The following is a 21,891-nucleotide window of genomic DNA, read 5'->3' as shown; positions in this document are numbered from 1 at the left end:
TTTTTTTGTCAAATATTTATCCAAGAACGCTTATCATGAAAATCTGGTGGGTTGGTGTGGTTTTTGGCATAAAAAATTGCTGTATCGTTTTTGTATAAAATGACAGCAGGATTGATTTTGTTGATGGGTTTTGATTTGCCTCTAAAAGCTGGTGTATCAAAAATAACGGTTAGGTGGTAAACATGATGGCTACTGGTTATTTTGCTCATCTCGTCATTTTCTATGCTTTTTATGATGATCTGCCCATTGGTTTGTGCAGGCGGCATGATATTGGGTGTGCGATAATCAGTAAAATGGTATAAATTATAAAGACTACCGATCGAATGAGATGTGAAATTAAGCTCAACATAATCTGTGCACTCATCAAATCCAAAAAAGCATTCAAAGCAATTGCCCTGCCAAAGATAGTCTTGGCGAGCACTATCTTTGGATAAATTTGGCAGATGAAGCCAATCAGTACGCTTAATAAAATAGCTGATATTAGCACCACTGATATTAGTGCCATAATCATCTTGAAGGCTGATGGCAACATCAATCTTAGGTGAGTTTGGTTCGGTCGCTGTCAGGGTGTGTGAGTGAATTTGGGGAGATGCTATATTACCCCAAAAGACAGTTTGATGAATTGCCTTTGTATTGAGTGTATCTGGCATGATGGTATCGGTGTGATCAGGAAAAGCGTACCAGATTGGACAACTTGGCATTTGGCTCTGGATTTTTGCGTAGTAGCAGAACCATGCGTCCTATATGATGAATGATTTGACTTTTGGTGGCGTCTGCAATGGCATTGGCACATTCTTTGCGTTCGTCAGCAGAACCTGCTGGGATTTTGATTTTAATGAGTTCGTGATCATGCAAGGCTCGCTCTATCTCTTCAATCAGTGTATTGGTCAAGCCATTGCCACCAACGATAACGACAGGATTTAGGTGATGGCCGATACCACGCAGTTCTTTTAAGTCTTGCATTTTTGATTTTTTGTTGCTCATAGATTTTTCCAAAGTAAAAAATTTGCTAAATTTAACATATTATAGCAGAAATTATCCCAAATTAACTGATAAAAATGGTAAACTAGACCGGTTATTCATTTGAATTTTAAAAAATTAACAAAGGTGTAAAACGCTTCTTATGGCAACTCGCATTACCAATAAGAAATTTTCAAAATCAAGCCGTGCTTGGATGAAAGAGCATATCGATGATTTTTATGTCCAAAAAGCTCAAAAAGATGGCTATCGTGCTCGTGCTGCGTATAAATTACTTGAAATCAATGAAAAAACAGGCCTTATTAAAAAAGGTATGACGGTGGTGGATCTGGGTTCAGCACCAGGGAGCTGGTCTCAAGTTGCAGGACAACTTGTGGGTGATGCTGGAATTTTGATTGCCTCTGATATTTTGCCAATGGATACGCTTGAAAATGTAACTTTTATTCAAGGTGATTTCCGTGAGCAGGCGGTATTTGATAAGATTATGGCGGAAGTTGCTGGTCGGCGTGTCGATGTGGTCTTGTCTGATATGGCCCCTAATACATCAGGAATGTCGGCGGTGGATATGCCACGCATGATGTATCTGTGTGAGCTTGCGGTGGACTTTGCTTTAAAGGTTTTGCCAGAAGGTGGTGCACTCATTATGAAGGTGTTCCAAGGTGAAGGTTCGGCAGAACTTCGCAACGACATGCAAAAAAAATTCAGCAAAATAAAAAGTATTAAACCTGCGGCATCTCGCCCACGCTCAAAAGAGATGTTTTGGGTGGCTATTAGGTGATTTTTTATCTTGAATTTGGTAAAAATATCCACATATAAATACGCATCTCTGTTTGAGTGCTACCAAAATAGACAAATAGCAAAATGCTAAGAATAGGAAAAGTTAGTGAACAACATGGTAAAAAATACCTTATTGTGGTTGGTGATTATTGGTGTGGTGGTTGCAATTTTTAGCAATCTTGACCGTGCAAATGCTGATACTGACCAGCTGAATTATTCGTCATTTGTAACAGCAGTTTCCAAAGGTGAAATTAAGGAAGTAAAGATTGATGGCGAGGAAATTACAGGAAAGAAAGTCAATGGCTCCGCCTTTGAAACTGTGCGTCCTGCCATTAGTGATGATGGGCTAATGCCACTTCTAAGAGAGCATGATGTCGAGATCCAAGGTACGGTGCCTGAACGACAAGGTATTGGCTCTCAACTGCTCATTGCTGCTTTTCCTATTTTGCTCATCATCGGCCTATTTTGGCTGTTCATGCGTGGCATGAGCGGTGGTGCTGGTGGTGGCATGGGCGGTCGCAATCCGATGAGCTTTGGCAAGTCAAAAGCCAAAATGCTGACAGAGGACCAAATTAAAGTTACCTTTGCTGATGTGGCAGGCTGTGAGGAATCTAAACAAGAAGTCGTTGAGATTGTTGATTTTCTAAAAGATCCTGCTAAGTTTACCAAGCTGGGTGCGACCATTCCACGAGGTGTTTTAATGGTGGGTCCGCCAGGTACGGGTAAAACCCTATTGGCTAAGGCGATTGCAGGTGAAGCTAAAGTGCCGTTTTTTTCAATATCAGGCTCCGACTTTGTTGAAATGTTTGTTGGTGTTGGTGCTAGCCGTGTGCGTGATATGTTTGAGCAAGCCAAGAAAAACGCTCCTTGCATCATTTTTATTGATGAGATTGATGCGGTGGGTCGTCATCGTGGTTCTGGTATGGGGGGTGGCCATGATGAGCGTGAGCAGACTCTTAACCAACTGCTTGTTGAAATGGACGGTTTTGAAGGCAACGATGGCGTTATTGTCATTGCCGCAACCAACCGTGTTGATGTGCTGGATAAGGCTTTGCTTCGTCCAGGCCGCTTTGACCGCCAGGTATCAGTTGGCCTGCCAGACATCAAGGGTCGTGAGCAAATTTTGAATGTACATCTAAAAAAATTGCCACAGACCATCGGTGTAGATGTTAATGCCTTGGCTCGTGGTACACCAGGATTTAGCGGTGCTCAGCTTGCCAATCTTGTGAATGAAGCTGCCTTGTTTGCTGCTCGCCGCAATAAGTCTCATGTGGACATGAATGACTTTGAAGATGCCAAAGATAAGTTATACATGGGGCCTGAGCGTAAGTCAATGGTGCTTCGTGAAGATGAACGCCGTGCCACGGCCTATCATGAGGCAGGTCATGCATTGGTGGCTCAGTTATTGCCAAATACCGACCCTGTTCATAAGGTTACCATCATGCCTAGGGGGTGGGCTTTGGGCGTTACTTGGCAGCTGCCTGAACAAGATGCAGTGAGCAATTATAAAGATAAAATGCTTAATGAGTTGTCTATTTTATTTGGTGGGCGTATCGCTGAGGAGATTTTTGTCAATCGGCAATCGACTGGTGCAAGCAATGACTTTGAGAGAGCCACCAAAATGGCGCGTGCGATGGTAACTAAATATGGCATGAGTGATAATCTTGGCGTCATGGTTTATGAAGCTGAAGAACATGGTGGCTATATTGGTGGTTCTACTCGTACCATCTCAGAGGCCACTCAGCAAAAGGTTGATGATGAAGTGCGTCGCATTCTAGAAGAGCAATATGATGTGGCATATCGCTTAATTGATGATAATCATGATAAGATGCACGCCATGGTAGATGCTCTCATGAAGTGGGAAACTATTGATCGTGAGCAATTTTTGCAGATCATGAATGGTGAAGAGCCAAGAGAACCAAAAGACTATCAACATGAGGTGCCAGACATTAAAACGGTACCAACTGCTCCATTTGATGAGTTGCCACCGCCTTTACCTACAGCCTGATTGCTGAATTTGATTATCTAAAAAACACCGTGTGCATCACGGTGTTTTTTTATTTGGGAAATTAGCGTTGTTTGATGTGAATATTTGTTTACTAAAATACTTGCAATTTATCCGTTTTTTTTATAGCATGGTTATCTGTTTAACATGATAAAATGATAGAGAAAATTATGGCAGATTTTGTAAAAAAGCAGCTTGGTCGTGGTAAAAAAATCATCAGCATGGGATCTACCTTGGTTGGGGGTTTTCGTGCGGCCTATAAAATTGGTGCATTTGATAATCCGCCTAGAGATAGATTGACTAAATATATTCAAATTTTTTGCCAAAAAATGTGCCGTTCGTTTGGTGTTGATGTTGTGCCAGTTGAGCCAGTGCCACAGATACATGGATTGTGGGTAAGTAATCATGTCTCATGGCTAGATATCCCTGTGGTTGGTTCGGTTGCTCCCGTATTTTTCTTGTCCAAGGCGGAAATTGGAGAGTGGTTTATTTTTGGTAGGCTTGCCAAGGCTGGCGGTACACTGTTCATCAAGCGTGGGTCGGGTGATGCAGGAGGGGTGGTTGAGCAGATTGCTCATTTTTTGCGTGATGGCCATTCGGTGCTATTTTTTCCAGAGGCGACCACTACAAATGGCAAGCAAATCAAAAAAATTTATGGTAAATTATTGCAGGCAAGTATAGATACAGGATTGCCAATCTGTCCCATTATCACCGCTTATGTTGATAAAGATGGTAAACTTTCTGACGATGCGGCCTACTATGGTAAGCGTACGATGGCTGATAGTCTAAGGCGGGTGGCGGACAGTGATGGTATTGTGGCGTATGTATTACCATTGGTACCGATTTTTCCTAACAATAAAACCCAAAAGGAACTTACCACAGAGTTGCAACTGGCAATGGAGCATGGGTTGGCAGATTTGCATTCACGGATATTAAAGTCTTAATTTTAAAACCCAAAAAAATCGGACCATTTTTATTGTCCGATTTTTTTGATTTGATTGATTTAAATAAACTTCAAACTGCTTTCACCTTTTGGCGTTACTTTAAAAATTTGTACCTTAAACAGCACATCTTGACCTGCTAGTGGGTGATTAAAATCAACTTTTACCTCATCATCGCTGACTTCACTGACTACGCCTACGAGTGAATTTTTGCCTTGATCATTAAATTCCATCATCATGCCGATGGTTGGGTTTGGTTCGGAAATTGAGAATTTAGCACGGGGAAAAACTTGAACATTCTCTTTATTCCATTCGCCAAAAGCGTGTTCTGGTGATAGATGAGCGGTGCGTACATCGCCTGCTTTTAAATTCATCAATACCTGCTCAAACCCTGCCAGTAGACTTTCATCACCGATGGTTAGGCTGACAGGTTCATCACGCCCAAAGGTTGAGTCAATGACCGTACCATTAGGTAGGCTGACTTCAAAATGCAGATTGACAGTACTACCGTCGGTGATGCGAATTTCTTCGTTTGGTAAAATATTCATAGATTGTCCAAATAAAACCTAAATACAAATCTACCGCAATAAATCTGGCTTAATGATTGGTCTGCCAAGACCCACAGTAAGTGGCCAGAATTTCTCGTCAAAACAATGCTTTGTCTTGACGAGAAAACATTTGGCTTTTTGGGTATGGCGAATTAAAACTGTTCGGTCAGTTTAACTTTTTTGCACCATAAGCACCGACAGTTCTACCATCGGCATAGCGATAGGTACCACCCAGTTCTGCGGCATCATCACCATAAAATTGACCCGTTGTACTAAGGCCGTTGTGCTCGCCTGTAAATTTATTGCCAGAGATGGTGGCTTGTAACAGTCCTCTGCCATTTTTGCTGGGGCCAACGGTACCAGTCAAAATCTTTTTGTCAAAATCTACATCAAAGGCAGCCTCTAGTATGATACCGATAGAAATGTCTTGTTGGCGTTGATCAAATCTGGCAACATTGTCTTTGTTTATTTCGACAGCACGACCAACATAGGTAGCTGTGCCACTATTAGGCACATTGGTGGTTGCATTTCCTTGGGCAAAAAGATAAGCCTCACCATTGATGCCTTCGTGTGCGTAGCCATAACGAGTATGTTTAAGGAATGGGTTACCACTCACACGAGCTGTCTTATCCGTAAATTTTTGTATCTTTTCTAGATTGGCATTAAAGTTGTCAGGAATAAAGTCGATGATTGTGCCGTTGATCGTCAGTTGGTTAATGCTTGGGCTGTCAGTAATGATTGTATCAGGGCCTGCTTTGCCTTTTGTGATTGATATTTTAATCCCCTGAATGTCAGAGGTATTTGGTTTGATGGGGGTGTTGGTAAGGTCTGGCTTGGTGTTGGGTAATGCAATCGGGGCGTGCGTGCCAGAGCCACTTTTTCCACAGGCGGTTAAGCCAATCATTGCTAGGGCCAATAGGGGTAAAATTGCGGTTTTTTGCATGGTAGATCTCCTAATTAAATAATATAAAAAGATATTTTGGCAAACATTGCCAAATCAATGATGTTGAGCTTGCCATGCCATAGGCAAGCGGAGAATAATTTCTTAACTTTTATCTTTTTTGGCGAGCCTTCTCCAAAAAAAGCATATCCCATATCACTAATGTCATGCCTACGCACAACCCAATGTCTGCCACATTAAAAATTGGATAATGCCATACATTGGCATAATGAACATGAATAAAATCAATGACATAACCATGTAAAAATCGGTCAATCACATTGCCCAATGCACCGCCCAGCACCATCGCCAAACCCAGCGACAGTACTTTTGCAGATTTTGGGATTTTTCTTAGATGGACGATGACAAAACTTATTACCAGTAGGCCCAAAATTGCAAAAAACCACTTCTGCCAGCCGTTTTGGTCAGCCAAAAAGCTAAATGCTGCACCGTGATTATACGCCAAAGTCCAGTTTAATACAGGCGGTAGCACATCTACGGTCTGGTATAATGTAAAAGTGGCATTAAAATAATATTTAGTCACTTGGTCAAAAAGCAATACTATGAATGCAAGAAAATAGTATTTGACCGCATTTTGACCATTTGGCATTGAGATATTAGGCATGATGACGAACCTCTCCATCGCCTTCAACATTACTTACGCAGCGTTCGCATAATTCTGGGTGTGCCGTATTTGTGCCAACATCAGAGCGAATGTGCCAACAACGCGTGCATTTTTGACCATGTGCAGGTGAGATGACCACGCTAAATTCTGCACCTTGTTGAATGGTAGCATCGCTAGTGATGAACACAAAACGCACTTCATCGCCCAGTTTATTGAGTGCATTTACAGTTGTGCCGTCTGCGACTATGCTGGCCTTGGCAGTTAGGTTTGAGCTGACTTGTTTGTCTGCACGAGCATCTTCAATCGCTTTGTTCACTAGGTCTTTGGTGGCTAAAATGGCTTGCCAATCATCTATGGTAATGTTGCCCATGTCAGGGGTTGGTAAGTTGTACCATTCATCAGCAAATATGTATTTTGCACCATCATGACGAACAAATTCCCATGCTTCTTGTGCTGTGAATGATAAAATTGGGGCAATCCATCTAAGCAGGGCGTGAGCAATGTGATAAAGGGCGGTTTGTGCCGAACGGCGTGGCAGTCCGTCTGCTTTGGTGGTGTAAGTACGATCCTTGATGATATCAAGATAAAAACCCCCCAAGCTCTGTGAGCAAAACATTGATACCGCCTGTACGACTTGATGAAAATCCATATCGTCATAAGACTTGATGATCGCCTCTTGAGTTTCTTTGGCAAGATGCAAGATGAACTTATCAAGACTTACCAACTCATCTAGAGCCACAGCATCGGTTGTGGGGTTGAAGTCGCTGGTATTGGCAAGCAAAAAGCGAATGGTGTTGCGGATACGGCGGTAATTGTCCATCGCCCCAGCAAATACTTTTTGACCTGCACTCATTTCATAGCGATAATCAGCAGAGGCAATCCATAGGCGTAGCATATCCGCCCCTGTTTTATCAATCTCTTTTTGTGGTTCGACAATATTACCAAGTGACTTGCTCATCTTGTGGCCTTTTTCGTCCACCACAAAGCCGTGTGTCAAAACTTGCTTATATGGCGGACGACCATAAATGGCTTCGCTGACCAGTAATGACGACTGAAACCAGCCACGGTGCTGGTCGCTTCCTTCCAAATACAAATCGGCAGGGTTGGTCAATTCATCACGATTTGCCAAAACCGAAAAATTGGTAGAGCCTGAATCAAACCACACATCAAGCGTGTCGGTGGATTTGATGTAGTTTGGAGCATCGCTTTCATCTAAAAAGTCCGCCACATCGGCATCAAACCACGCTTCTATGCCCCCTGTCTCAATGACTTGGGCGACTTTTTGGATAAGTTCATAAGTGTTTGGGTGCAGTTCATTGGTGTCTTTGTGGATAAAAAAGGCAATCGGCACGCCCCAAGTCCGCTGACGGCTAATGCACCAATCAGGGCGACCGTGCATCATTGATTCAATGCGTTTTTGCCCCCAATCGGGCGTCCAATCTACTTGTTTGATGTCGTCCAACGCCTGTTCACGCAAGCCCCCCTCTTCCATAGAAATAAACCATTGGGGCGTGGCACGAAAAATGATGGGCGTTTTGTGTCGCCAGCAATGCGGATAGCTGTGGGTGATGACTTGATGATTTAACAGATGTCCGCTCGCTTGCAAAGTGGCGATAATCTTGGGCTGTGCCTTATAAATATGCTCGCCCACAAAGACTTTGGCTTCGTCTAAATACACGCCATTACCAGCGACAGGATTTTCACAAGGCAAATCATTAGCACGCCCCACATTGTAGTCGTCCACACCGTGTGCAGGGGCGGTATGCACAAGCCCTGTACCGCTGTCGGCAGTTACGTGGTCGCCTGTGATAAATGGCACTTGACGCTCGGCAATTAAAGGGTGCTGGGCTTTTAAAATGGTTAAATCCGCCCCCTTAACGCTTGCCACGGTTTGCACATTTTCTAAGCCTACATTTTTGGCAAAATCTTGGGTCAAGTTGGTGGCGATGATAAAATAAGCGGTGCGATTGATTGGAGTTTGATTTTCCAATAAATAAGCCAATCTTTCATCAGCATTAACGCTTTGATAAACCGCCCCTAATTTTTCAACCGATTTTTTGGAGCGTTCATTTTCTTTAATAATATGAAAATAAACTTTATTTCTTTGTTTAAAGGCATAATCCAACATCGCTTGTTTGATTTCATTATTGGCACAAGTCCCCCAATAATCTTTGGCAATAAACGAATAGCCAATCGCAATGCTGTCATCGCTTACCTTGTCATCATAAAACCTTGTGGTGCCAACAATTTGCCCTGTTTTTTTATCAATAATCGCAAAGGCTTTTTCTTTAATCGCCTTATCAAAATAAGGGTTAAAAATTTCAGGCTCGTTTCTTTTTTCTGGCATCAATTCCCAAATAACAGGGTCTTTGGCTTTTTCAAATAAAGCATCTTTGTCGTCTTTATTTAAAGTTCTTAACAAAAAGTTATTGCTATCGATTTCATTGGGAATAACAAAAGGAGTAACTTTATCGCCTTTGATGACCGCATAATCAAGCTCACTATGCACGCTAATGGCTTGGTTGGCAGGCAGTGTCCAAGGGGTCGTTGTCCAAATCACCGCTTGCAATTTGCCTTGTAAATTAGTGGTGGCGGTCAAATCATCACGATTGACAACATCAAAACCGACATAAATGGCGTCTGATTTTTTGTTGTCGTATTCCACTTCGGCTTCCGCCAAGGCAGAGCCACAATCTAAACACCAGTTTACAGGCTTTTGCCCACGCACGATATGCCCATTTTTGTAAATCTCGCCCAAAGCTCGCACGATATTCGCTTCGGTAGCAAAATCCATTGTCAAATAAGGCTTGTCCCAATCGGCAAGCACGCCTAAGCGTTTAAAATCCGCCATTTGTAGCGCAATTTGGCTTTTGGCGTAATCTCGGCAGGCACGGCGAAAGGCGGTGGCGGTAATGGGTTCGCCGTTTTTGTCGTTTTTTGGGGGTTGTCCCACTTTGCCAAACTCATTTTCTACTTTTTGTTCAATCGGCAAGCCGTGGCAATCCCAGCCGACAATATAAGGGGCGTCATAGCCGTCCAAGGTTTTGGCTTTGATGATGATGTCTTTTAATACTTTATTGACAGCATGACCTAGGTGAATTTGTCCGTTGGCGTAGGGTGGGCCGTCGTGCAAGATGTATTTTGGCAAGCCTTGTTTGGCGGCACGGATTTCTTTATAAAGCTCGTCCGTTTCCCATTCGGCCAGCCATTTTGGCTCTCGTTTGGCTAGGTCAGCTCGCATGGGAAAATTGGTATCGGCTAGATTTAGAGTGTTTTTGTAGTCTTTTTGTTCGGTCATCGTCTTGACTCAATTTTGAAAAGGAAAATGGTTAATTATACCGTAAAAGCAAGATTTTAGAAAGATGAAATTTGCCATGTCATTCATGCGTTTATTAGTAAACATATAAAAAAAATAGGAATGTATAACACCATTTGATTGATTAATTTTATCAATTGTTGATTTGTCAATATTGGCAATGTCAGCATTTTTAAAAATCATCAAAGACAAACTTGGCGTGCTGGTATACTGGTATATAAGTTATGTAAGTATTGATGGTCGGCTGGGTAATTGGTGGATTAACTGTTGATTGATTCATGAAATACGACATTGTGGAGTTTGATGTTTGGTCTGATCTAAAAAAATATCGCTTTTTTTTGCTTAATTTGTTAAAATTGTAAAGTTATGTCAAAGGTTTAATAGTGTATGTTTTTATTGTTCAGCTATGCATATAAACCATTAACTGTCTGTATCATGGCAGTCATTGACCATTTTTATCATCATTGTAAAAACCAATAACTGAGAGTTATTGGTTTTTTTTAGTGTTCAAAACGAGAAAATAAGGATAAAAAAATGTCTTTTTTCCCAAAATTTCGCCCCTATCAAGGCGACATTAATGTCACTCCTGTGGCAACAGATGAGTATCTACCCCCTGCTCAAAGTGCGATGCTTGGTATTCAGCATGTGTTGGCGATGTTTGGGGCAACAGTGCTTGCCCCCATTTTGATGGGTTTTGATGCCAATCTTGCCATCATGATGAGTGGCATCTGTACGATTTTATTTTTTATGATGACAGGTGGCCGTGTACCAAGCTACCTAGGGTCGTCTTTTGCATTTATTGGTGTGGTGGCGGCCGCTACCGCTCATGCGACAGGTTCTGGGGCAAATCCCAATTTGGCTTTGGCCTTGGGCGGTATTATTGCTTGCGGTGTTTTGTACGCTGCTATTGGTTTTTTGGTGATGGCGACAGGAACAAAGTGGATTGAAAAACTCATGCCACCTGTGGTAACGGGTGCGGTGGTGATGATCATTGGTCTAAACTTAGCCCCAGTTACTGTATCTGGTGTGGCAGGCAAACCTTTTGAATTGTGGATGACCTTGGTTACCGTGCTGTGCATGGGCGTGATTGCGGTGTTTGGGCGTGGCTTTGTACAGCGTCTTTTGCTACTACTTGGCTTGGTGTCGTCTTATGTGATTTATGCGATTATTACCAATGGTTTGGGTCTGGGTACGCCGATTGATTTTAGTGTGATTGGTAATGCTGCTTGGTTTGGTGTGCCAAACTTTTCATCACCTGTATTTGATGCTAATGCCATGTTGATTATTGCACCTGTGGCATTCATTTTGGTGGCAGAGAATTTGGGGCATATTAAGGCGGTTGGAGCAATGACAGGTGAAAATCTTACCCCATATTTAGGGCGTACCTTTGTGGCAGATGGTGTGGCAACGGCACTGTCGGCAGGTGTGGGTGGCACAGGCATGACAACTTATGGTGAAAATATTGGTGTGATGGCGGTAACTCGTGTATATTCAACCATCATCTTTGTGATTGCAGGTGTGTTTGCAATTTTTTTAGGACTGTCGCCAAAATTTGGTGCACTCATTCAGACCATTCCCGGACCTGTATTGACTGGTGCATCTATCGTGGTGTTTGGTTTGATTACTGTGGCTGGAGCAAAAATCTGGATTGATAACCGTGTGAATTTTGCCATCAATAAAAATCTCATGATTGCCGCTGTTACCATCATTTTGGGTACAGGCGATTTTGGCCTGATGATTGGTGATTTTAATTTGGGTGGTATTGGTACGGCAACCTTTGCAGCGATATTGCTCAATTGGTTTTTAAGCCTAAAAGATGATCATCAAAACCATGAAGATGGTTTGGTGCATTGATATTAAGGCTTAATTGTCACTTAATCAATATGATTTAATTAATGTAGCACAAGCAGCAAAAATGGCTTAACAAATTTTCTAAATGGTAAAATTAAGTTTGCACAGCCATTATAAAAAGATTATAATAACCCCATACCTATTGCTTATAAATCAAGTGATTTGATGGCGAAAGGCGACATTTCTACTGATTTGTCGCCTTTTTGATGTGAATCTTACCAGCTAACCAGCTGAATAATTGATACCAATCAAGATGATGTCATTCTTTGGCGATAATTTGGTATTGTCATGTGGCAATGATATTAAAGACAAACTATTTTATCAAAAGATGGTATTTCCTTTGGTTTGCTTGCCAAAGTGGTTTGAGGTTGGTGTTATTTTTTGGATATTTTGGAATTATTATGTACGACAATCCATTTTCTTGTGTGGCACAGCCAACCTTTATTGAAGGCGTGCATTGTGTCGTGAATGTGTTTAGCACGCCTTTGTGGGATGTGCTACTTTGGCTACTTATTTTGGTGGGCCTGTTTTTTACGGTGATGACTGGATTTGCCCAGTTTACTTTGTTTGGCAGAAGTGTCAAATCTATGTTGGCCAGTCGTCAAGGGCATGATGAAAACGAAGGCATCTCAGCATTTCAAGCGTTCGTTACTGGTCTGGCAAGTCGTGTCGGCGTGGGAAACATCGCAGGTGTGGCACTTGCCATTGGTATTGGTGGTGCTGGTGCGGTGTTTTGGATGTGGTTGATTGCACTTATTGGAATGTGTTCGGCATTGGCAGAGTCAAGTCTTGCACAGCTATTTAAAATCAAAGACAGTGCTACGGGGCGTTTTCGTGGCGGTCCTGCTTATTATATTAAGCAGGGCTTGGGTCAAAAATGGTTAGGCTTGGTGTTTGCAATTGCTTTGATTGTATGTTTTGGGTTTGTGTACCAATCTATTCAATCTAACACCATTACATTGTCAATCCAATCGGCGATGGGCTGTGTGAGTTCTGATGACGCTTGCCAAAATGATTGGCAGTTATATAAGCACATCGTAGGAGCGGTGTTGGTATTGCTGGCAGCTCCAATTATTTTTGGGGGTATTACTCGTGTATCAAAGATTGCTGAGGTGATTGTTCCTATTATGGCGGTGGTGTATTTGGCTGTATCACTTTATATCATCATTGCCAATCTTGGTGCTGTGCCACAAGTCATCACTCTGATTTTTACTGAAGCCTTTACTTTTGAAGCAGCAGGCGGTGGCTTGTTTGGTTCGATGGTGTCTGTGGCGATGATGCAGGGCATTAAGCGTGGTTTGTATTCGAATGAAGCAGGTCAGGGTTCGGCACCTAATGCAGCAGCGGCAGCGAGTGTAAAGCACCCTGTAGAGCAGGGCATGATTCAGATGTTGGGTGTTTTTGTGGATACGCTCATTGTTTGTTCTTGCACGGCATTTGTGATTTTGCTTGCCACCATGCCAGAAAATGCTGCCGAACTGTCGGGCGTGCAACTGACCCAAGCGGCACTTGCTAGCCATGTTGGTGGTTGGGGTCAGTATTTCTTGGCGGTCATTTTATTCATGTTTGCATTTTCTACCATTATTGGCAACTATGCCTATGCTGAATCAAATATGCAGTTTTTGAAAAACAATACGGTTGCTTTGACAATTTTTCGTATCGTGGTTTTGGGTTTTGTGTACTTTGGTGCGGTGGCAAAAGTTGCGGTTGTGTGGGATATGGGTGATCTAACGATGGGCATCATGTCGTTTATTAACTTAATTGCGATCATTCTTTTGTCAAAATATGTCTTTATTTTGATAAGGGATTACAATGCACAGGTTAAAGCAGGCGTTGCTGAGCCAGAATTTAAATTGGATAATCATCCGCAATTAAAAGCAAAAATCAAATCTGATATTTGGTAAATAATTTATCTACAAAAAAACCTGCTTTTTATGGCAGGTTTTTTTTATATGATTTTTTTTATCAATACCGTCATAGATATGATGATAAAAAAATAAAAAAGCCCACAAGAAAGCGGGCTTTGAATGGCTTGGCGTAGATTGATGCTTGATGATTAACGCTCCAAGTACTGAATCTTGCCTGATACACCGTCCCATTTTTCATGCTCTGGCATTGGGTCTTTTTTCTCAGTGATGTTTGCCCAAACTTGTGAAAGCTCTTCGTTGATGGCGATATATTCTTCTTGGCCAGCGGGGATCTCATCTTCTGAAAAAATGGCATTGGCAGGGCACTCTGGCTCGCACAACGCACAGTCAATACATTCGTCTGGATTGATGACAAGAAAGTTTGGACCTTCATAGAAGCAGTCCACAGGGCAGACTTCTACGCAGTCAGTATATTTGCACAAAACGCAGTTATCAGTTACAACAAAAGTCATGAGATTACCTTGGCTAAAATGGCTAATAGGTAGCGTGTATTCATAAAGCTAAACCCGAGCATAAAAATGCTTAAAAATTGGTGGTGTATATTTTAGCTTGTTTGGTGAATTTTCTCAAATAAATCCGTGTAATTTGTTATGCCAAAAACGAAAAATCATCCATAAAAATCGCAAAACGCCCTCATTGGCGATAATGGTTATTATTCATCTATGATGAGGGGCTTATTTTGAGTTTTAAGTTTTGTGATGCTAATTTTGCCAATCGATTGATAAAAAAAGACCGCCAGAAGGCAGGTCTTTTTTTAAGTAGCAGTAGCAAGCTGAGAGTTAATTTGCTTTTAGCTGTGCTTCTTTGGCCACTTTATAGCATTCTTCAATATGATCAAAAGCGATTTTTTTAAAAATCATGTAGCCGATACTTGCTGCAACCATTTGTCCGCCAAGTGGTATGTATTTGGCGATTTGTTTGCCAATTAGGCGACCACCAAAGCCTTGAATGGTCTTATTGACCACACCTCGAGTTGCTACCAATCCGCTAATGGCAACAATGCGTTCTTGAATGGTCTGTTTGCGTTTTTCTTCACTGATTTTGCTGTTTGGGTCGGTAGGTTCTTGTAGACCAAATTTTTTGGTAATTTCTGGCAATAGTTTTGCAAGCATGCCTACATCAATGGCCACATCAAGAAAAGGCACAGGAATGATGGCCACACCTGCAGATATTTTTGCACGAGATTTTGCAAGTGATTGGCATTCTAAGCGAATTTTTTCCAGATCAAGATTTGGGTTGAAATCTTTAGCGACAGGTTGGCTGATTGGCTTTAACATATCATTGTCCTTGTGGTTGTTCATATATGGCACAGCTTCGGCGGTGCGTGTGGTGTGAATTATAGCAAGTTACCCATCGGATTGTCCAGTCATGTTGTCAATTGTTGTGTGGTTTGGGCATTTTTGTAAACATTCTTGTAAAAACGCTATCCATGTTTTAGCTGGCGTGGACGAAAGCCAGTGCTGAGTAATGTCATGCCATATATAGTAGCGCCAAATATGCAGATAGCAAGCAGTGCCACAATGCGTAGCCACTGTGTCTCTTGTGTGGGATAAAGTGGTAGTATGGCATACAGGGCAAATGTCATCACAAGGCTGGAGAACCCAAACTGCATACTCATTTTTCGCCAGTGGCTACCAAAGCAAAAAATATGACGCTTATGTAAAAAATAATACAAAAGCCCAGCGTTAACAAAACTTGCTGTTGTCGTAGCAAGTGCCAGCCCTCCATGTAGGGGTAGGTTTAGCAGATGGAATACGCCGATAAACAACACACTAAAAACCATGTTAGCAAAGACAGCAACAATACCAATTTTTACAGGGGTTTTGGTGTCTTGCCCTGCAAAAAAAGCAGGTGCAAAAATTTTGATGAGCATGAATCCTAAAATGCCTCCTGCCATACTTTTTAGGGCAAAGCCACTCATCACTGCATCGTTCTGGCTAAATTCACCACGCACAAATAGTGCATTCATCAGCACATCTGAGAGTATAAACATCGCCAAAGAAGCAGGCAGGCCAATTAAAATGATGAGGCGTGCTGCCCAGTCTAGGGTTTTTTTGAAAACTGCATCATCAGATTTGGCATGGCTAGATGATAGGCTTGGTAGAATGACTGTACCGATTGCCACACCGATCAGACCTAAGGGCAGTTCGCTCAGTCGCTCCGCTGCATATAGCCATGATACCGAGCCACTCATCATTAAAGAAGCAAAAGCGGTGTTTAATAATAGGTTGATTTGCGTTACTGAGACACCAAAGATGGCTGGTAACATAAGCTTTAAAATGCGATTCACGCCTTCGTGTTTGAAATTTATTTTTGGGGTGATGAGTAACTTTTGTTGATGAAGCTGCGGCAGTTGAATGGCCAATTGTAAAATGCCAGAAATGGCGACGGCGTAGCCCAATGCCATGATTGGTGTATTGAGTAATGGTGCGAAGAATAATGCCCCTACAATCATGCAAATATTGAGCAATACAGGTGCAAAGGCAGGTGCTGCAAAACGACCATAGCTTTGCAAAATACTGCCAAAAAATGCTGTCATTGAGATAAATAGCAGGTAGGGAAAAGTGAGACGAAGTAGGTCGGTAGCGGTGTTAAACTTTACCGCATCACTATGAAAGCCTGGGGCAAACACCTGTACAACAAAGGGTGCAAATGCAATAACAGCCACCGTCAGGATAAGTAAAATCAGGCTTAACACCCCAGAAACTTGGCTGATGAGAATCTGCACATCACTGAGTGTGCGTTGCTGTTTGTATTCAGATAAGACAGGTACGAATGCTTGGGAAAATGCTCCTTCTGCAAACAATCGTCTTAAAAAATTGGGGATTTTGAACGCTACTAAAAATGCGTCCATGAGTCCGCCTGCCCCAAATACACTCATCAGCACGACATCACGCACCAAACCCAATATGCGAGAGAGCATGGTCATGGAGCTGACGACCATCGTGGAGCGAAAAAGCTGAGATTTGGCCATAGTGTGATTCTGATTATAAAAGAGTGCTTATTATAATGGATTTTGTGCTTTTATACTTATATACTTATGAAAAATTGATGACTGTTTGTCTTGTCAGCCCAATGCATTATTGATATTTGTTTTTTTGATGAGCTTTATCCACCATGGCTCGTAATTTCACCCAATCAAAAAATTCACCAGGGTCGGTTTTGCGATTTGGGGCAATGTCGCTATGCCCCATCAAATGCCTTTTGGTGTTTGGATACGCTTGATAAATGGCACAGATGATTTGGGTAAGTGTTGCATATTGAGCATCTGTAAATGGTGAAAAATCATCGCCTTCTAGCTCAATGCCAATGGTAAAATCATTACAATTGCCTCGCCCAAGATGATATGATTGACCTGCGTGCCATGCTCTGTCATTGAAATTGACAAACTGAGTTACCGCTCCATCTCTTTCAATGAATAAATGAGCAGAAACTTCCAACTTATCAATGGTGGCAAAATACGCATGGTCGTCTGTATTTAGCCGATTTTGAAAAAATGCTTTGACAAAATGAACGCCATTTTTATCCGTTTGCCCAAACTGGCTGGGTGGTAGGCTGATATTATGAATGACAATGCCATCAATGGTGGGACTGCCATGTTTGGTGGGGCGTGCGTTGAAATTAGGTGATGCGATGAACTCTGCACCGTGCAGTATGCCGTTTTTTATGGTGAAATGGTTCATGATGATGATATACTAAGCTGGATTTTTATTTTAGCTCAAATCATGATGAATGCCAAACATTTTTCTTGGTTGTTACCTTTGAGTTTGTTGTTGGTAAGAATGTGTACTGCCACTGATATGAGTTATAGATGATATTGTGCGAATTGGGCTGTTGAATATGTCAGTTGCCTGTACGCACCTCATTTTTGGTAAAATCATCGTCAAGCAGATGGTGCTTGTACTTTGGGTGTTTTTTAACTAAGTTTTTTTTAAAAAAAGTAAAAGAGAGCAATAAAAATGACAAAATGTCTCATCATTGGGCAAGGTAGCATTGGGCAGGCTGTGACCACTGAGCTGGCAAGGCATTGCTCTGTGGTAGGGGTTTCTCGTACGCCTAAAATTTATGATGATGTGCATAAGAATATCACACATTGGCAGATGGACGCATTGGACTTAACCGACAATGATCTGCAAGGCTTTACGCACATTGCTATTATTATCACGCCATCTGATGATGTGAGCGATAAAGTGCAGGCCTATCAAGGCAGTTATCTTGCGATTTGTCAGCATTTGGCAGGCATGATGGAGAAATTGCCAAACCTTCGTCAAATACTATTTGTCTCATCGACTGCTGTTTATGGTGAGAATGATGGGCAAGTCGTCAATGAATATTCGCCCGCCAACCCCACTTCGCCAACTGCCAGGATTTTGCTTGATGCTGAAAATATTCTTGTTCAAGCCTTTGGTGATAAAGCTGTCATCGTTCGCCCAAGCGGTATCTATGGTGAGAGTCGGCAGTATATGATTCGTCTTGCCAAATCAGCCCACACTGATGGTGTGGCAAATAAGCACTATACCAATCGCATCATGGATATGGACTTGGTGGCGGTGTTGGTACAAATTTTATTAAGTGATAAGCCAAAGTCGTTGTATTTGGCGACAGACTTTTGTCCCGCAACAAGTCTTGATGTGATGACATTTATCTGTGATGAATTACAAATCATACCGCCAAAAGTCATTAAAGAGCCGCCAACAGGCAAAATCGTCATGAGCAATCTACCGAAAAACTGGCTAAGATTTACCTGTTATCAACAAGGCTATGCATGGATTGTAAAAAGGCTATAATGATTTAAAAACTGCCAAAAAAATCAGCAGGTAGCTTTGCCCTTCAATTTTTTGACCCCTATATAAAACATTAAGCTAATCAACCCTGCAATCAAGCCAATCATGCCATTATATAGACTCTCGGTCAAACCGCCAAGCACGCCAGACAACAGTGCCAAATCTTTGGCTTGGTGGTGCAAGATATCAATACCATGTACCAAAATACCACCACCAACCAAAAACATGGCAAATGTACCTGCAATGGATAAAAAACTCATCAATTTTGGGGTAAAGTTAAGCAAAGCACTCCCTAGTTTTTGAACACCTTGGTTGGGGCTATGGGTCAGCTTTAATCCTATGTCGTCAATCTTTACGATGAGAGCGACCAAGCCGTACACACCGATGGTCATTAAAATGGCAATGGCAGTTAATGATATGGCTTTGGTCTGCAAGGTGCTGGCGGTCATCACCCCAAGAGAAATCACCACAATTTCAGCAGATAAAATGAAGTCAGTACGAATCGCACCTTTAATTTTTGCTTTTTCAAAAGCAACCAAATCTACCGATTCATTAGCATTGGCCATAAGGCGTTTGTGGTGTGCTTCATCATCATCTAAATCGTGGGGTAACAGCTGTGGGGCAAATTTATGCACTATCTTTTCTGCACCTTCAAAACATAAAAACAATCCGCCAATCATGAGCAGTGGTGTGATTAACCAAGCAGCAACATCACTAATGATGAGAGCGACAGGCACCAATATGAGCTTATTGATGAACGAACCTTTTGCTACCGCCCAGACGACTGCAAGCTCTCGGTCGGCACGCACACCAGCAACTTGTTGAGCATTTAATGCAAGATCATCGCCCAACACGCCCGCCGTTTTTTTAGCAGCAAGTTTTGTCATCATTGCCACATCATCTAAAATCATGCTAATGTCATCAATAAGTATCAATAAATTGCCATTTGCCATAAAACTCCAAAACCGCATTGGTTATTAATTTCATGCTTATTATACGAAGTTTTTTACAAAAAATTTGTAAATTTTGGTAGTGATTTACCAAATGTTATGAAAATTGTGCCATTTTATGGCATAATAAAAGCATTATTGCAATGTGTTTATTTGGTAAAAAATAACGCTTGACTGATTAAATTGTATCTGGCGTTTTAAGTAATAAAACCAATAAACTTAACTGACCGACCGCTTAATGTTTTAAAAGCTAGGAGATATTATTATGAAAATTCAATCATTGGTAGTTGTAATTGCCACCGTATTATTGACAGCCTGTGGCAACAAACATGAGCATGTACAAGCCGTAGATAAGCTGGCAGAAGCCAAAGAAGTTGCGTTGGCTAAGGCACCAAAAGCTGAGGAGATAAAGTTTGATGACCATGGCCAACCAACCTTTGCTCAAACATCAGGTGCAAGTACGGCCACCACAGCTGATGCCGATACAGCCACTACAGAACAGAAAAAATAAGCTATTGGGCGAGTGTGTCTATTTTTTTGTGCTGAGTGTTAAAAATTTGAGTTGTAATTTAGCTTTGTATCATTTATAATACGAAGATTATCTTGGTGATTTTTGCTTAATTTTTTTAAAACCAAATACCAAGATGATGGCCGCTGTTGCGGATTTTTTGTTCCGATTTGAGCTGATGCCCACGCCCAAGACCGTGACGCTATATAATATAATACAGCCTAATCGATGCCACTTGTCTTGTATTAGGAGTAACTATGCCTTCTGTTAAGGTGAAAGAAAACGAACCAGTTGATATTGCAATTCGTCGTTTTAAGCGTGCTTGTGAAAAAGCAGGTGTTTTGGCTGATGTACGCAAAAAAGAATTTTTTGAAAAACCAACCCAAGAGCGTAAGCGTAAAAAAGCTGCTGCGGTCAAGCGTTACAAGAAAAAAGTATGGCGTGAGCAAGTTCGCACTGTACGCAAGTACTAATTTGCTGATGCCATCAATGGTTTAAAGACCATTTGTATTGCAAATTTAACCCTAAGTCGTTTGATTTGGGGTTTTTGTATTTGGCTTTTGATATCATTTAGGCTGGTAAAATCTTAAAAAAGACTGTCCTATCTTTTTTTAAGATAAAGGTTTTATCACATTCTTTTTGCTTTTTTGGATAAAAGACGATGGGCTGTCTATAAAGATAAATTTTTGCCAATCATGATGAAGTGGTAAACAGTGTATTAAAGTGTGTTTGTGCAAAAATGTATATTGCCAAACCATCAAATAAAGTGTATAATTTTAATAAGAATTGTTATTATTTATTTTTTATCTGATGGATTTTTTTATAAGGTATTTTTCATGAAAGCACCAAAATTGCTGGTATTATCATTGACGGCCACACTTGCTTTAACCGCTTGTGGTGACAAACAGTCGGATGAGTCTAAGTCTTTGGCTGAACAGCCAGCCGAAGTCTCTGAAAATAGTGCTCATTTGTCTGCTGAAACGGCTGAATATAAAGCGTGGGTGCAGACTCAAATTGATCAGCTGGTTGTGGATACTGAAAGATTTGTTGCTCTGTTAAAAGAGGGTAAATTAGATGAAGCTAAGGCTTTTTATCCATTGGCACGCATGTCTTTTGAACGCTCCGAGCCGATTGCTGAAAGCTTTGGCGACCTTGATCCACGCATTGACAACCGTGAGGCCGACCTTGAAAAAGACGAGTTATGGACGGGCTATCACGCCATTGAAAAAATCCTATGGACACAAAACACCACCAAGGGAACAGAGCAATTGGGCGATCAGCTTGTTGCTGATGTCAAAGAATTAAAGGCGAAAATACCAACGGCTGAGGTTACTCCCATGCTGATGGTTCAAGGTGCTGTGGATTTGTTAAATGAAGTGACTACAACAAAAATTACAGGAGAGGAGGAGATTTTTTCAAAAACGGACCTTTATGACTTTAAGGCAAATATTGAAGGGGCGGAAAAGATTTTTGAGATTTTAGCCCCTGCTATTGAAAAGAAAAATCCTGAACTTGTGGTAGAATTGAAGACTAAATTTACCGAGGTGCACAAACTTCTTGATGCTCATAAAATTGATGATAAGCATTATAAAAATTATGATGAATTAAGCAAGGCTGAAATTGACGCATTGGCGGAGAGTGTCAATAAGTTAGGTGAGCCACTTGCCCAAATGGGCGTTGTGATGCAGTGATATGATGCGATGCGAAAAAAGCACTGATAATTGTGATTATTGGTGCTTT

At 41.6% G+C, this 21,891-nt stretch carries 20 protein-coding genes; 9 read left to right on the top strand and 11 right to left on the bottom strand.

The window, feature by feature from the left end; translation table 11 throughout:
- Positions 1-8 precede the first annotated feature (8 nt).
- Both R0123_RS04045 and R0123_RS04040 read right to left on the bottom strand, forming a co-directional pair.
- Positions 9-701 (bottom strand): hypothetical protein, encoded by a 693-nt coding sequence (locus tag R0123_RS04045; protein ID WP_323843182.1) that lies wholly within the window; start codon positions 699-701, stop codon positions 9-11.
- Entirely contained in the window at positions 667-984 is a 318-nt protein-coding gene (locus R0123_RS04040; protein ID WP_323841668.1) for a YhbY family RNA-binding protein, read from the bottom strand. Before R0123_RS04040 ends, R0123_RS04045 begins: the two co-directional genes overlap by 35 nt.
- A 139-nt stretch (positions 985-1,123) precedes the next feature.
- Here R0123_RS04040 and R0123_RS04035 point away from each other — a divergent pair, with 139 nt between their 5' ends.
- From R0123_RS04035 to R0123_RS04025, 3 genes are all read left to right on the top strand, one after another.
- Positions 1,124-1,756, top strand: a complete 633-nt coding sequence (locus tag R0123_RS04035) for an RlmE family RNA methyltransferase (RefSeq protein WP_323841669.1) — start codon at positions 1,124-1,126, stop codon at positions 1,754-1,756.
- A 114-nt stretch (positions 1,757-1,870) separates the two neighbouring features.
- The gene (gene ftsH / locus R0123_RS04030; RefSeq protein ID WP_323841863.1) at positions 1,871-3,763 is read left to right on the top strand and encodes an ATP-dependent zinc metalloprotease FtsH; all 1,893 of its coding nucleotides are present in this window, start codon (positions 1,871-1,873) and stop codon (positions 3,761-3,763) included.
- Between the two features lie 167 nt (positions 3,764-3,930).
- Positions 3,931-4,704 (top strand): lysophospholipid acyltransferase family protein, encoded by a 774-nt coding sequence (locus R0123_RS04025; protein ID WP_323841670.1) that lies wholly within the window; start codon positions 3,931-3,933, stop codon positions 4,702-4,704.
- A 59-nt stretch (positions 4,705-4,763) separates the two neighbouring features.
- Here R0123_RS04025 and R0123_RS04020 read toward each other — a convergent pair whose 3' ends face one another.
- The 4 genes from R0123_RS04020 to ileS all read right to left on the bottom strand — a co-directional run bounded on the left by R0123_RS04020 (position 4,764) and on the right by ileS (position 10,112).
- Positions 4,764-5,249: a peptidylprolyl isomerase gene (locus R0123_RS04020; RefSeq protein ID WP_323841671.1), complete on the bottom strand. Its 486-nt coding sequence runs from the start codon at positions 5,247-5,249 to the stop codon at positions 4,764-4,766.
- Positions 5,250-5,415: 166 nt separating this feature from the next.
- Positions 5,416-6,192 carry a transferrin-binding protein-like solute binding protein gene (locus tag R0123_RS04015; protein WP_323843181.1) on the bottom strand — a complete coding sequence of 259 codons (777 nt, stop codon included), beginning with the start codon at positions 6,190-6,192 and terminating at the stop codon, positions 5,416-5,418.
- Between the two features lie 109 nt (positions 6,193-6,301).
- The gene (gene lspA / locus R0123_RS04010) at positions 6,302-6,814 is read right to left on the bottom strand and encodes a signal peptidase II (protein WP_323843180.1); all 513 of its coding nucleotides are present in this window, start codon (positions 6,812-6,814) and stop codon (positions 6,302-6,304) included.
- Positions 6,807-10,112, bottom strand: a complete 3,306-nt coding sequence (ileS, locus tag R0123_RS04005) for an isoleucine--tRNA ligase, N-acetyltransferase domain-containing (RefSeq protein ID WP_323843179.1) — start codon at positions 10,110-10,112, stop codon at positions 6,807-6,809. Before ileS ends, lspA begins: the two co-directional genes overlap by 8 nt.
- 552 nt (positions 10,113-10,664) lie before the next feature.
- Between ileS and R0123_RS04000 the strand changes: the two genes are divergently transcribed.
- Entirely contained in the window at positions 10,665-11,984 is a 1,320-nt protein-coding gene (locus R0123_RS04000) for a solute carrier family 23 protein (protein WP_323843178.1), read from the top strand.
- Between the two features lie 398 nt (positions 11,985-12,382).
- Positions 12,383-13,885 (top strand): alanine/glycine:cation symporter family protein, encoded by a 1,503-nt coding sequence (locus R0123_RS03995; RefSeq protein WP_323843177.1) that lies wholly within the window; start codon positions 12,383-12,385, stop codon positions 13,883-13,885.
- 152 nt (positions 13,886-14,037) lie between these two features.
- Here the strand turns inward: R0123_RS03995 and fdxA are convergent, their stop codons facing one another.
- From fdxA to ampD, 4 genes are all read right to left on the bottom strand, one after another.
- Positions 14,038-14,361, bottom strand: a complete 324-nt coding sequence (fdxA, locus tag R0123_RS03990) for a ferredoxin FdxA (RefSeq protein ID WP_323841677.1) — start codon at positions 14,359-14,361, stop codon at positions 14,038-14,040.
- A gap of 327 nt (positions 14,362-14,688) precedes the next feature.
- Positions 14,689-15,186: a hypothetical protein gene (locus R0123_RS03985; protein ID WP_323841678.1), complete on the bottom strand. Its 498-nt coding sequence runs from the start codon at positions 15,184-15,186 to the stop codon at positions 14,689-14,691.
- Between the two features lie 146 nt (positions 15,187-15,332).
- Positions 15,333-16,883 (bottom strand): murein biosynthesis integral membrane protein MurJ, encoded by a 1,551-nt coding sequence (gene murJ / locus R0123_RS03980; RefSeq protein WP_323843176.1) that lies wholly within the window; start codon positions 16,881-16,883, stop codon positions 15,333-15,335.
- A gap of 106 nt (positions 16,884-16,989) precedes the next feature.
- A complete protein-coding gene (ampD, locus tag R0123_RS03975; protein ID WP_323841864.1) occupies positions 16,990-17,595 on the bottom strand; it encodes a 1,6-anhydro-N-acetylmuramyl-L-alanine amidase AmpD in 606 nt (201 codons plus the stop codon).
- 273 nt (positions 17,596-17,868) lie between these two features.
- Here ampD and R0123_RS03970 point away from each other — a divergent pair, with 273 nt between their 5' ends.
- On the top strand, positions 17,869-18,696 hold the full coding sequence (locus R0123_RS03970) for an NAD-dependent epimerase/dehydratase family protein (RefSeq protein ID WP_323843175.1): 828 nt from the start codon (positions 17,869-17,871) through the stop codon (positions 18,694-18,696).
- 23 nt (positions 18,697-18,719) lie between these two features.
- On the opposite strand, the gene R0123_RS03965 is transcribed toward R0123_RS03970, so the two are convergent.
- Complete coding sequence (locus R0123_RS03965) at positions 18,720-19,646, bottom strand: DUF808 domain-containing protein (RefSeq protein ID WP_323843174.1); 927 nt, start codon at positions 19,644-19,646, stop codon at positions 18,720-18,722.
- 262 nt (positions 19,647-19,908) lie between these two features.
- Between R0123_RS03965 and R0123_RS03960 the strand changes: the two genes are divergently transcribed.
- From R0123_RS03960 to efeO, 3 genes are all read left to right on the top strand, one after another.
- Positions 19,909-20,154, top strand: coding sequence for a hypothetical protein (locus tag R0123_RS03960; RefSeq protein ID WP_323841682.1), 246 nt, complete (start codon positions 19,909-19,911; stop codon positions 20,152-20,154).
- A gap of 254 nt (positions 20,155-20,408) precedes the next feature.
- Positions 20,409-20,624, top strand: a complete 216-nt coding sequence (rpsU, locus tag R0123_RS03955) for a 30S ribosomal protein S21 (protein WP_242748412.1) — start codon at positions 20,409-20,411, stop codon at positions 20,622-20,624.
- 363 nt (positions 20,625-20,987) lie between these two features.
- Positions 20,988-21,842: an iron uptake system protein EfeO gene (gene efeO, locus R0123_RS03950; protein WP_323841683.1), complete on the top strand. Its 855-nt coding sequence runs from the start codon at positions 20,988-20,990 to the stop codon at positions 21,840-21,842.
- Positions 21,843-21,891 lie beyond the last annotated feature (49 nt).

Origin of the sequence: Moraxella sp. Pampa, from assembly GCF_035181385.1 — a bacterium.
Lineage (GTDB): Bacteria > Pseudomonadota > Gammaproteobacteria > Pseudomonadales > Moraxellaceae > Moraxella.
Note: the sequence above shows the minus strand (reverse complement) of the source record. Positions and strands in the feature narration are given on the sequence as shown.